This is a genomic window from Palleronia aestuarii, from assembly GCF_003253995.1.
Taxonomy (GTDB): domain Bacteria; phylum Pseudomonadota; class Alphaproteobacteria; order Rhodobacterales; family Rhodobacteraceae; genus Palleronia; species Palleronia aestuarii.
In genome coordinates this window covers 1-10,971 of sequence record NZ_QKZL01000050.1, presented here as the reverse complement: position 1 = coordinate 10,971, position 10,971 = coordinate 1, and the positions used below count along the sequence as shown (strand labels likewise).

The 10,971-nt window shown below is 65.4% G+C and carries 10 protein-coding genes and 5 pseudogenes; 12 read left to right on the top strand and 3 right to left on the bottom strand.

Going from position 1 to position 10,971, the window contains the following annotated elements:
- Nucleotides 1-36: 36 nt before the first annotated feature.
- A pseudogene (locus tag LX81_RS21070) lies at nucleotides 37-371 on the bottom strand (transposase); the annotation flags it as partial.
- Between the two features lie 71 nt (nucleotides 372-442).
- Here LX81_RS21070 and LX81_RS21065 point away from each other — a divergent pair.
- Nucleotides 443-625, top strand: a pseudogene (locus LX81_RS21065) (IS5/IS1182 family transposase); the annotation flags it as partial.
- A 125-nt stretch (nucleotides 626-750) separates the two neighbouring features.
- Nucleotides 751-1,557 (top strand): annotated as a pseudogene (locus LX81_RS23040) (IS110 family RNA-guided transposase); the annotation flags it as partial.
- Between the two features lie 341 nt (nucleotides 1,558-1,898).
- Here LX81_RS23040 and LX81_RS21055 read toward each other — a convergent pair.
- Nucleotides 1,899-2,216 (bottom strand): annotated as a pseudogene (locus LX81_RS21055) (transposase); the annotation flags it as partial.
- An 82-nt stretch (nucleotides 2,217-2,298) separates the two neighbouring features.
- On the opposite strand from LX81_RS21055, the gene LX81_RS21050 reads away from it, so the two are divergent.
- The 3 genes from LX81_RS21050 (at nucleotide 2,299) to LX81_RS21040 (ending at nucleotide 3,499) form a co-directional block, all read left to right on the top strand.
- Complete coding sequence (locus LX81_RS21050) at nucleotides 2,299-2,715, top strand: apurinic/apyrimidinic endonuclease family protein (protein ID WP_146259517.1); 417 nt, start codon at nucleotides 2,299-2,301, stop codon at nucleotides 2,713-2,715.
- Nucleotides 2,716-2,795: 80 nt separating this feature from the next.
- Nucleotides 2,796-3,131: a hypothetical protein gene (locus LX81_RS21045; protein ID WP_111539213.1), complete on the top strand. Its 336-nt coding sequence runs from the start codon at nucleotides 2,796-2,798 to the stop codon at nucleotides 3,129-3,131.
- Between the two features lie 20 nt (nucleotides 3,132-3,151).
- On the top strand, nucleotides 3,152-3,499 hold the full coding sequence (locus LX81_RS21040) for an apurinic/apyrimidinic endonuclease family protein (protein ID WP_111539212.1): 348 nt from the start codon (nucleotides 3,152-3,154) through the stop codon (nucleotides 3,497-3,499).
- Between the two features lie 48 nt (nucleotides 3,500-3,547).
- On the opposite strand, the gene LX81_RS21035 is transcribed toward LX81_RS21040, so the two are convergent.
- Entirely contained in the window at nucleotides 3,548-4,381 is an 834-nt protein-coding gene (locus tag LX81_RS21035) for a helix-turn-helix transcriptional regulator (protein WP_111539216.1), read from the bottom strand.
- Nucleotides 4,382-4,448: 67 nt separating this feature from the next.
- Between LX81_RS21035 and LX81_RS21030 the strand changes: the two genes are divergently transcribed.
- The 7 genes and pseudogenes from LX81_RS21030 to LX81_RS21000 form a co-directional block, all read left to right on the top strand.
- Complete coding sequence (locus LX81_RS21030) at nucleotides 4,449-5,540, top strand: ABC transporter ATP-binding protein (RefSeq protein WP_111539211.1); 1,092 nt, start codon at nucleotides 4,449-4,451, stop codon at nucleotides 5,538-5,540.
- Entirely contained in the window at nucleotides 5,540-6,460 is a 921-nt protein-coding gene (locus LX81_RS21025; RefSeq protein WP_111539210.1) for an ABC transporter permease, read from the top strand. The genes LX81_RS21030 and LX81_RS21025 overlap by 1 nt, the downstream gene beginning before the upstream one ends.
- A complete protein-coding gene (locus LX81_RS21020) occupies nucleotides 6,460-7,269 on the top strand; it encodes an ABC transporter permease (RefSeq protein ID WP_111539209.1) in 810 nt (269 codons plus the stop codon). Before LX81_RS21025 ends, LX81_RS21020 begins: the two co-directional genes overlap by 1 nt.
- Nucleotides 7,270-7,286: 17 nt before the next feature.
- Nucleotides 7,287-8,312, top strand: a complete 1,026-nt coding sequence (locus LX81_RS21015; RefSeq protein ID WP_111539215.1) for an extracellular solute-binding protein — start codon at nucleotides 7,287-7,289, stop codon at nucleotides 8,310-8,312.
- 2 nt (nucleotides 8,313-8,314) lie between these two features.
- Nucleotides 8,315-9,076, top strand: coding sequence for a carbon-nitrogen hydrolase family protein (locus LX81_RS21010; RefSeq protein ID WP_111539208.1), 762 nt, complete (start codon nucleotides 8,315-8,317; stop codon nucleotides 9,074-9,076).
- A 3-nt stretch (nucleotides 9,077-9,079) separates the two neighbouring features.
- A complete protein-coding gene (locus LX81_RS21005; protein WP_111539207.1) occupies nucleotides 9,080-10,444 on the top strand; it encodes an aminotransferase class III-fold pyridoxal phosphate-dependent enzyme in 1,365 nt (454 codons plus the stop codon).
- A gap of 300 nt (nucleotides 10,445-10,744) precedes the next feature.
- Nucleotides 10,745-10,971: pseudogene (locus tag LX81_RS21000) on the top strand (IS110 family transposase); the annotation flags it as partial.

Genomic DNA, 10,971 nt, shown 5'->3' with positions numbered 1-10,971 from the left:
TCAGCGATCCTTCCAGTGGAAGGATCGCCCGACGAAGGGCACCGGCCAGTCGAGACCCGCGAGCTTCAGTAGGCTGGCCACGAAGCCGGTCGTCTGGCGCAACGGCAGGCCGAACAGGCCCGGGGCTCCGCCCGTTCAGGGCTGAAACAGGCCACCGGCCTGTTTCCGGGACGCCCTTCACCCTTCATCGTCAGGCATGCCTGGATGGCGGCGTCGCTGTAGACCGGCTGCGCCCCGCGCTTGCCGGACGCCGCCGCATGCCATGGTGTAACGGGGTCGAGCCAGAAAGTCAGCGACCCACGCTCACGCAGCGACGCGTTGTAGGATGACCAGTTCAGGGTACGGTAGCGGGTCGGCACAGGCTTGGATATGGCGCCCAGCTATGTCGTAGGACTCCTGATGTGAATCCCAGGCAAACTTCGTGGAACAGCGCCTCGATCTAGAGAAATGGGCAGGCTATTACATCCCAAGTCGCGTCGAGGCCCAGATGAACCGCCTCAAGCTCTTCGGCGACCAGATCATGTCACTAGACCCCGATCGCCAGACCGCCGAAATTCAGATCCGCATCGCCATCATGAACCGCTGCTCGGCCCTTGGGAGGGCCGAGATCGAAGCCATTGCCTGAGCCCAACGGGGAAAGGGGCAGAGCGTACTCGCCTTCGATTAGCGCAACAAGGTCTCCATAGTGTTTCCTTCCATTCCCTTGGAAGGATCAAGCCATCAAACAGAGGGATCAAACACCCCTGAACGATGGCAATGGAGGCGTGCTGTGGTACGCATCACGTGGGGCGAACACGGGCAGGCTTGGGTCTCGAGATCCGGCTGATGTCGGCGAAATACGTGAGGCCCTATTTGGAGGCACAGAAGAACGACGACCGCGATGCTGAGGCCATCGCTGAGGCGGCGAACCGACCGATGATGCGGTTCGTCGAGCTTAAGAGTGAAGAGCAGCTTCGACGTGCAGATCTTTCACCGGGTTCGGGACCGGCTCGTGGCTGAGCGTACGTCTTTGACCAACCGGGTCCGGAGGCTCCTGCTCGAGCGTGGGCATGCCGTGGCGCAGGGATATGCCAGGCTGCGCAGCGTGCTTGCCGAATTGCTCGCTCCGGACGCGGAAGCCGTGAGTCCGCGTATGGCGTTCTTCCTCGAGGACATGCGCAAGCGATGGGCGGAGCTGGACCGGCGCATCGGCGCCTTCGATGCCGAGTTCGCCACCATGGCGCAAACTGACGCCAAGGGCTCGTCGCCTGACCGGCATTCTCGGGGTCGGCGCTTTGAACGCCACCGCGTTGGTCGCGGCCGAGGGCGATGCGGTGACGTTTGCGAAGGGACGCGACCTCGCCGCATGGTTGGGCCCTGTCCCTCGCCAAGCGGCAACCGGCGGCAAGCCGAAGCTGCTGGGGATTACGAAGCGGGGCAGTCGGTATCTGCTAAAGATGCTGATCCAGGGCGCGATCCGCCATGCCCTCGTTTGCTAGGAGCGACACGGCGATCGGATCTTGGCTGCGTGCGCTTCTCGCCCGCGTACATTCCAATGTTGCGGTAGTCGCACCGGCCTGAAAGATGGCCCGTACCGTTTGGGCACTGCTCCATCACGGGCGCGCCTACGATCCCGCGCCGCAGGCGATGAGCTGAGAAACACGCGTTCGACGCGAATACTTCGCCCGACGTGACGAACTGCGAGTGGTGAAAGGAAGATGGCATGACGGTCGATCGACGTCTCGAAACCCTCCGGCGCAAAATTGCCCTCCGAGGCCGGCCCCGTTATTAGGATCGGGACGCGCGGATCTCCATCTTGCCAGCAGCCGATGCGCCGACATACCGAATACGTTTTTGCAGACTGCTCACACCATCAGCCAATCGGCGCCTGCAATCGGGGCGGGCCATACGTTCGCGCCCAGGCTGGACGCCGTGCGGCGGGCCTTCTGATACGTGGCATCGATCATTACGGTCTTCTTCTCACTGTGTCCGGCAGCCAGTCCGGCCATCATTCTCGCGAAGATCCCTTTGTCGCTCCAACGGTTCCAACGGTTATAAAGCGTCTTGTGGGAGGCATGCTTTCTCGGTGCGTCGCGCCAACGCAACCCATTGCGATTGATGAATATGATCCCGCCCTGGACGCGCCGATCATCGACACGCGGCTTGCCATGCGACCTTGGGAAATAGGTCTTCAGACGCGCCATCTGCGCATCGCTCAGCCAGAAGAGATCAGACATATTCATTGCTCTGCTTTCACGCGATGGATCATGCCCTTACGCTAAACTCGATGGGTCCCAAAACTACGACAAGGACCGTATCGTGATGGGCCGCCGGATGAAGGATCAGCTGAGGTTCTCCGCCTGCTACTGGCATTCCTTCAATTGGCCTAGATGCGATCCGTTCTGGACGCCCACGTTGGTCCGGCGGTGGATGTCGGGGGCGATCGAGAAGGCGGACGTCGCCTTCGAGATGTTCCGCCTCCTCGACGTGCCGTTCTTCGCCTTCCGCGACGTCGACCTGGCGCCGGAGGGCGACGACCTGGACGCAAGCGTCGCCAATCTCGGGGCGGTCGTAGACTTTTTCGAAGAGAAGATGGCCGCGTTGGGGATCTGCCCGCTCTGGGGCACCGCCTACCCGTTCTCGCATCCATGCTACATGGCGGGCGCCGCGAACAACCCCGACCCCAGACCCAGACCTCTTCTCCTATGCCTGAGGACAGGTAAAGGCCGCGCTTGACGCGACGTACCGGTTCGGCGGCGAGAACTACGTCTATTGGAAGGGGGCGCGAAGACTACAAAACGCTTCTGAAAATTGACATGGCGCAGGAGTTCGACCAGCTCGGCCGGTTCCTGGCGATCATCGTGGACTATAAGCAAAAGATCGGGTTCCGGCGGCCGATCCTCATCGAGCCGAAGAATAATGAGCCTACCAAGCACCAGTACGACTACGACGCGAGGACGGTGCACGGTTTCCTCGCGCGGTACGAGTTGTTGGCCAATGTCAGGCTGAACCTGGAACAGAACCACGCGATCATCGTCGAACATTCCTTTGAGTACGAAGTTGCCAAGGCCTTACCCACGGCCTTTCCGGCTCGCTCGACGTCAATCGCGGCGACGACCTGCTCGGCTGGGAAACGGACCAGTTCGCGATAAATCCGAGGGAACTGGCGCTCGTGTTCCACCAAGTCCTGCGCAACGGCGGTTTCTCCACGGGGGGCGTGAACTTCGACGCCAAGATCCGGCGCCAGTCGATCGATTTTGAGGACCTGCTCCACGCCCATGTCGCGTCGACGGACGCCTTCGCAAGGGTGCTCTTCGCCACGGAGCGGATGATCGCGGACGGCGTTCTGAGCGAGCCCCTCGCGGACCGCTACCGCCGTTGGGACGAGCAAGAAGCGCGGGCGATTATGGCGGGCGCGCTGTCGCTTGCGGAGGTGGCAGACGATGCCCGGAGCCTCTCTACAGAACCGCGATCGGGCCGGCAGGAATACCTCGGGTGCGTCGCCGCCCCCTACGTCTGAGGCGCCTCCGTGCGGTATCCCCAGGGCAACCCCCGTCGCCCCGTCGGATCAGGCGGCATCGGGCGTCGGGGCGGGACCGGTTTTCGGGGGCGGCTCTGAGAGCAGGGGCATGACCAGCGCGAAGAGTTCCGCGGTCGAGGAGATGTTGCACTTGCGATAGAGTTGTCGGCGGAACACTTTCACCGTCTGCGGGCTGATCCCGAGGCGCAGGCCGATCGATACCGAACTGTGACCGCGCAGGATCAGGAGGGCGACCTCGGCCTGCCGCGGGCTGAGCGAGATGGCGTGTCGCGCCCGCATCGCCGCGATCACCCGCCCCGCGATCGTCGCATCGGCGTAGTCGCCACTGGAGGTCAGGGCGGACCATTGCCGGATGCACAATTCCCGGGCAATCGGCTCCAATTTGCGGGCAAGGCCAATATTTCCCGCCGAGAACGGCCGTCCGGAACCCGCATCGCGTCCAAGGCAGACATGCACCGAGACCCCCGGCGCCGGATAGGAGACGTAGGCGATCTCGTCGATCAGCGTGGTGGCGCGGTAATAGGCGGCGTAATACTCGTTCCGGGTGAACGCGTCTGGCGCGATCTCACGCAGGCGGTAGAGGCCGGGCGGGACCTTGCGGACATGCAGGTCGTGGAACGGGTCGAGCAGGTAAGCGCCCGGAAGATATGCGTTTTCCAGGTTCTCATGGACCTCGGTCGCGGCCGCGCAGACATAGAGGATTTCGGGTCGGCGGTCCTGGAAGTAGGCGAGCATGGTGGCGTTGTCGCAATCGAGGCCGTGGCGCAACCAGGCGTAGAAGCATGCCGCGAAACCATTCGTCCCGAGCGCCGCGATGGCCTGACCGAGGCGGCGCTCGGCCGTATCGATCGGAACCGCCATCATACCCCCTTGGGGGTATATACCCCGCGCCCGCGCTTCATAGCGTGATGATCCAGTGAACGGGGGTATGGCTCAAGTGGATTCGTCGGGTGGCATCGGGATCGCGGTCGACGTCGATGACGTCGTCAAGCGCTACGGCACCCTGACCGCCCTGCACGGCGTGTCGTTCGACATCCGCGACGGCGAGTTCTTCACCCTGCTCGGCCCCTCGGGCTGCGGCAAGACCACGCTCCTGCGATGCATTGCCGGCTTCGAGGAGGTGTCGGGCGGAGCGATCCGGCTGCACGGCGAGGACATCGCGCGGTTGCCGCCGCACCGGCGCCAAGTCAATACGGTGTTCCAGCAATACGCCCTGTTCCCGCACATGGATGTCCTGGCGAACGTAATGTTCGGCCTACTGCGCCGGGGCTGGACCCGGCGCGACGCGACGGCACGCGCGCGGGAGGTGCTGGCGCTCGTGCGTCTCGCGGATTTCGCGGAGCGGCGGCCGGCGCAGCTCTCCGGCGGGCAGCAGCAGCGCGTCGCGCTGGCCCGCGCGCTGGCACCGGGGCCGCAGGTGCTGCTCCTCGACGAGCCGCTCTCCGCGCTGGACCTGAAGCTCCGCCAGGCGGTCCGGGTCGAGCTGAAGCAGATCCAGCGCGAGACCGACATCGCCTTCGTCTTCGTGACCCACGATCAGGAAGAGGCGCTGACCATGTCCGACCGCATCGCGGTCATGTCGGACGGCCGCGTTCAGCAGATCGGAACCCCGCGCGAGGTCTACGAGGCTCCGGTCAACCGTTTCGTCGCCGGCTTCATTGGCGAGACCAACCTTCTCGACGTCGCGATCCGGTCGGTCGACGGGTCCCGCGCCGAGGTTCTCCTGCCCGGCGGCCGGCCCTTCGCCTGCGCCGCCGCCGCGCCGGTCGCCGCCGGGCCGGGCCATCTGTCGGTGCGCCCCGAGCGGATCGAGCTCGTGGCCGCGGGAGAGGGCGATCTGACCGCGACCGTGCGCGACCACGTCTATCTCGGGACCGACATCCAGCTTCACGCCCGGCTGGCCGACGACGAAGCGGTGGTGGTGCGAATCCAGAACGCCGCAGGCTCTGCCATACCCGAGCGCGGCGCCGAGATCGGCTTGAAGCTCGAGGCAGGCGCGGCGCGCCTGCTTACCGACTGATGGCGGGCGTCGCGCCACCGGGGACCGGGACGGGGTCCGGGATCTACCGGGGCAACGGGCCCCGTCTGATGCTCCCCGTCTGGGCGTTCATCGGCATCTTCCTCGTCCTGCCGGTCCTCCTGATGGCGGTCTATTCGTTCCTGACCAAGGAGTTCCGCGGCGGCGTGATCTGGGACCCGACGCTCGCCGCCTACGACAAGTTCTTTCTCGACCGCGGCCTCTTCGGCGACGAGCCGCCGGTGATCGAGTGGACCTATATCGGCATCTTCTGGCGCTCCATCTGGCAGGCCGGGCTGGCGACGCTCTTCTGCCTCGTCATCGGCTTTCCGACAGCCTGGTTCATCGCCACGCGGGACGTCCGGACGCGGTCGGCCTGGCTGTTCCTCGTGACCATCCCCTACTGGGTGAACCTGCTGATCCGCACCGTGTCGATGAAGTTCCTCATCCGCGACACCGGTCCGTTGAACGAGTTCCTGCTCTGGACGGGTGTCGTCGACGGCCCCCTGGGGCTCGTCAACACCAATCTTGCCGTGCAGATCGGCCTCTTCTACAGCTATCTGCCCTTCATGGTCCTGCCGATCTACGCCGCGGTCGAGCGCTACGACTTCGCACTCTCGGAGGCCGCGGCGGATCTCTATGCCGGCGCGTGGACCACCTTGCGGCTCGTCATCCTGCCCGTGGTGCGTCCGGGCATCGTCGCGGGCTGCATCCTCGTCTTCGTCCCCTCGCTCGGCGCGTTCCTGGCGCCCGACCTGCTCGGCGGGGCCAAGACCTTCATGATCGGCTCGCTCATCGAGGAGCAGTTCAAGGGCGCGGCCGGAAACTGGCCGTTCGGAGCGGCCGCGTCGATGATCCTCCTCAGCATCGTGCTGGGCGTCCTGCTCCTCTACGCGCGCTCCCAGGCGAAGGGGGCCCGCTGATGGCCGTGGCGACCGATCTGCGGCGCTTCGCGGGCTTCCGGGCGATGACGGTGCTCTGCCTCGTCGTGCTCTATGCGCCGCTGATCATCGTCGCGATCTACAGCTTCAATGCGTCGAGCTCGATCACCCGCTGGGGCGGGTTCTCGTTCAAGTGGTACGTCGATGTCTTCACCGGGCCCGAGGCTCCGAAGTTCCGGCAGGCGGCGATCAATTCCTTCGCGATCGCCACCGGCGCGGCCCTCCTCTCCACGGCCTTCGCCACCGCCGCCGCCGTGGCGATGAGCCGGGCGGGCCGGTTCCGCGGCAAGGTGGCGAGCCTCGCGCTCATCAACCTGCCGCTGATGGTGCCGGAAATCGTCACCGCCGTGGCCTCGCTCGTCTTCTTCATCACCATCGGCTTCACCACCGGTCTCATGACCATCTTCATCGCCCATATCGTGTTCTGCATCCCCTTTGCCTACCTGCCGATCTCGGCGCGCATGCAGGGTGTGTCCGACATCTACGAGCAGGCGGCGATGGATCTCTACGCGACGCCATGGCAGGCGTTCCGGCTGATCCTGCTGCCGCTCATGGCGCCAGGGATCCTCTCGGGCTTCCTGCTCGCCTTCATCATCTCGCTCGACGACTTCCTGATCACCAACTTCGTCAAGGGGGCCGGGGTGGAGACGCTGCCCACGGCGATCTTCGGATCGGTCAAGCAGGGCATCAAGCCCAACATCATGGCCATCTCGACGCTGCTTCTCTGCGTCTCGGTGGTCTTCGTCACGCTGTCCTGGATCATCGGACGGGCGGGGCAATCCAGGAAATGACAATGACGGAGAACGCCATGAAGACATTCCTCACGACGTCCGCGCTCGCCATGGGCCTCGCCACCGGCGCCACGGCCGAGGGCAGCCTGTCGATTTACCACTGGTTTGAATACATGCCGCAGGAGCTGCTCGACAAGTTCGCCCGAGAATACGACGTCGAGGTGACGATGGACACCTACGACAGCAACGAGGCGTTGCTGGCCTCGCTGAAGGCGGGCCGGCTCGGGTCCTACGACGTGGCGGTCCCGGGCGACTACATGGTCAAGATCCTCGCCCAGGAGGGGATGCTCGACACCTTCACGCCCGAGGAAATGACGAATCTCGGCAATGTCGAGGATCGCTGGATGGATGTCGATTTCGATCCCGGCCGCCAATCCTCGATCCCCTACCAGTGGGGCACGACCTCCTATGCCGTGAACCGCGACGTCTACGACGGCCCCATCGACTCGCTCGGCGTGATCTTCGAGCCGCCGGAGGAGCTGGCCGGACGCATCAACGTGCTCGACACGAGCGGGGAGACGCTGACCCTCGCCTCGCTCTATCTCGGGATCCCGCAATGCACGCCCGACCGCGACCAGCTGAAGGCGCTGAATGCGCTCGTAATCGGCGCCAAGCCAGCATGGGCGTCATTCGGTTCGGACGTGGCCAAGGACGTGCTGGTCTCAGGCGACGCCGCGGCCGGGATGATCTGGTCGGGCTTCTCGGCCAAGGCGCGGGCCGAGGGGGCGAACGTCGAATACGCCTTCCCGAAGGAGGGCGTGATCGTCTGGATGGACAACGTGGCGCTCCTCAGGGACGCGCCCAACCGCGACAACGCGATCAAATTCATGAACTTCCTGCTCGAGCCCGAGAACGCCGCCGCCGTCACGAATTACGCGGCCTATACTTCGGGAGTGACGGGCACGGAGCCTTATCTCGAACCGGAGATCGCCAATTCGCCCGAGAGCAACCCGCCCGAGAACGTGAAGACCGCCTTCGTGGAAGCCTGCCCGCAGGAGGTCCAGGTTCTCTACGACGCCATCTGGACCAACCTGAAGAAGTGACGATGAAGCTCGCGCTGCATCAGGGGCCGCCGATCGGCGGCGACGTCGAGGCGGGACTTGCCCGCATCGACGCCGTCGCCCGCGCCGCGGCGCTGGTTGGCGCGCAGATGGTCGTCTTTCCCGAGCTGTTCCTGCCCGGATACAACCGCCCCGACCTGCACGCCGCCATGGCCCAACCCCGGGACGGCGAGTGGGCCGGCCGGGTGGCCGCGATCGCGCGGGCGGCGAGCTGCGGCATCACGCTCGGCTGGGCGGAGCGCGACGGGGAAGCCGTCTACAACGCCGCGTCGGCCTTCGGGGCCGACGGTGCGGCGCTCGGCCATTACCGCAAGATCCAGCTCTTCGGGGCGATGGAGAATGCCAGCTTCTCGCCCGGCTCAGACTATTGCCTGTTCGACCTCTGCGGCGTCCGGACCGGCCTGCTCATCTGCTACGACGTGGAGTTCGCCCCCCATGTCCGCGCGCTGGCCCAGCGGGGGGCGAAGCTGGTGCTGGTCCCGACGGCCAACCCGACCGGGTTCGAGCACGTCTCCACCGCCTTCGTCCCCGCCCGCGCGGCGGAGATGGACCTCACCATCGCCTATGCCAACTTCGTCGGAACCGAAGGCGACATGATCTATGGTGGACGGTCGATCATCGCCGGGCCGGACGCGCGGCCGCTTGCCGCGGCGGGCGGCTCCGAGGCGCTTCTCGTGGCCGACATCTCCCGGCCCATCGCGGCCGATCTGCGGTCCGCGCAACTTAAGGATTTCAGGAAGGTCTGACCCATGTCCCTCGATCTGGACGTCTCCACCGACGGCGTACTCACCGCCGATACCCATCTCGTGCAATCCTGGGCGAACCTGCACGCCCTGAAGCAGGACGGCGCCCGGACCGTCATCGTCGCTGCCGACGGGGCCTTCGTCTTCGACAGCGAAGGCAACCGCCTCATCGATGGGATCGGCGGGCTCTGGTGCGTCAATGCCGGCCACCGGCGCCGCGAGATCATTGACGCGATCACCACCCAGCTCGAGACGCTCGACTTCTATTCGACCTTCTACAACTTCACCCACCCGCCCGCGGCGGCGCTGGCCGCCAAGCTGGCGGAGCTGGCGCCGGGTCCGCTCAACAAGGTGCATTTCAGCAGTTCCGGTTCGGACGCCAACGACGGCGCGGTGCGGATCCTGCACCATTACTTCAACCGCCTGGGCCGGCCCGCGAAGAAGAAGGTGCTGAGCCGGCACGGCGCCTATCACGGCTCCACCCATCTTGCCATCGCGATGACGACACCCGGTTATTCCGAGGGCTGGGACCGTGCCGAGGGGCTGGTCCACCACCTGCGCTGCCCGCATTACTGGCGCGAGGGGGACGGGATGAGCGAAGCCGAGTTCCTCGACGCCCTGCTCGACGATCTCAGGGATACGATCGAGAGGATCGGGGCCGAGAACATCGCCTGCTACATCGCGGAGCCGATCATGGGCGCGGGCGGCGTCATCGTGCCGCCCGAGGGCTATCACCGCGCGATGGCCGCGATCTGCCGCGACAACGAGATCAAGTACATCGCCGACGAGGTGGTGACGGCCTTCGGACGGCTCGGACACTTCTTCGCGTCGGAAGCGGTCTTCGGCGTGCAGCCCGACATCATCACCGTCGCCAAGGGCGTGACCTCGGGCTACCAGCCACTCGCCGCGACGATCCTGTCCGACGAGATCCACGAGGTCGTCTCGAGTCCCGGCGGCATGTTCTTCCACGGCATGACTTATTCCGGCCATCCGGCGGGCGCCGCCGCCGGGCTCGCCAACATCGGGCTGATGGAGAGCGAGCGGATCCCCGAGCGGGTGCGCACGAGCGGCCGGCGGTTCGAGGCGGGGCTGCGCGCGCTCGGCGACCTCGACATGGTGGGGGAGGTGCGCGGGAGCCACTTCATGATGGGCATCGAGTTCGTGCGCGATAAGGCCGACAAGACACCTTTCGCCCCTGAGGAACTCGTCGGGCTCAAGGTCGCGCAGGCGGCGCAGAAGCGCGGCCTCGTCGCGCGTCCGCTCGGCAACATCCTCATCCTGTCACCGACCCTCGTCATGGACGACGCGACGATCGACCGCTGCGCCGGGATCCTGCGCGAAAGCATCGCGGAGGTCGCGGCCCATGTCTGAGCCTGTCGTGGGCCTGCCGCCCGGTGTCCAGCAGATGAAGGCACCGTCGCGACCCGAGGCCGGGGAGACGGAGGCCTTGGAGACGACGGTGCTATAGATCCTCGCCGCGGTCCGGCGCGACGGCGACGCCGCGCTCCGTGACTTCTTGGAGCAGGTCACATGCCGATCATCGACCCTTGGATTCCCGTGAAAGTGAGACCTTTGCAAGTAGGATTCGATACGGCTCTGATGCTGTAACCGCCCCCCGACGGCATCGACGTGCCAGGGTGGGATCGCAACAATCCATTTTGGGAGGCGGTCATGTCGGAGATTACCACGGTCGGATTGGATCTCGCGAAGAATGTGTTTCAGGTCCATGGCGCTGACGCCAGAGGTGGCGTGGTCTTTCGCAAGAAGCTCAGAAGGGCCGCGGTGCTCGAGTTCTTCGGCAAGCTGCCGCCCTGCCTCGTGGCGATGGAAGCCTGCGGTGGCGCGCATTTCTGGGGGCGGGAGCTGACACGGCTCGGCCATGACGTCAGGCTCATCCC

What these genes read in the sequence shown, in the direction of transcription:
- LX81_RS21010 (WP_111539208.1), top strand. Translation starts at nt 8,315, where the DNA reads ATGAAGCTCGCGCTGCATCAGGGGCCGCCGATCGGCGGCGACGTCGAG.
- LX81_RS21045 (WP_111539213.1), top strand. Translation starts at nt 2,796, where the DNA reads ATGGCGCAGGAGTTCGACCAGCTCGGCCGGTTCCTGGCGATCATCGTG.
- LX81_RS21020 (WP_111539209.1), top strand. Translation starts at nt 6,460, where the DNA reads ATGGCCGTGGCGACCGATCTGCGGCGCTTCGCGGGCTTCCGGGCGATG.
- LX81_RS21025 (WP_111539210.1), top strand. Translation starts at nt 5,540, where the DNA reads ATGGCGGGCGTCGCGCCACCGGGGACCGGGACGGGGTCCGGGATCTAC.
- LX81_RS21015 (WP_111539215.1), top strand. Translation starts at nt 7,287, where the DNA reads ATGAAGACATTCCTCACGACGTCCGCGCTCGCCATGGGCCTCGCCACC.
- LX81_RS21005 (WP_111539207.1), top strand. Translation starts at nt 9,080, where the DNA reads ATGTCCCTCGATCTGGACGTCTCCACCGACGGCGTACTCACCGCCGAT.
- LX81_RS21030 (WP_111539211.1), top strand. Translation starts at nt 4,449, where the DNA reads ATGGCTCAAGTGGATTCGTCGGGTGGCATCGGGATCGCGGTCGACGTC.
- LX81_RS21035 (WP_111539216.1), bottom strand. Translation starts at nt 4,381, where the DNA reads ATGGCGGTTCCGATCGATACGGCCGAGCGCCGCCTCGGTCAGGCCATC.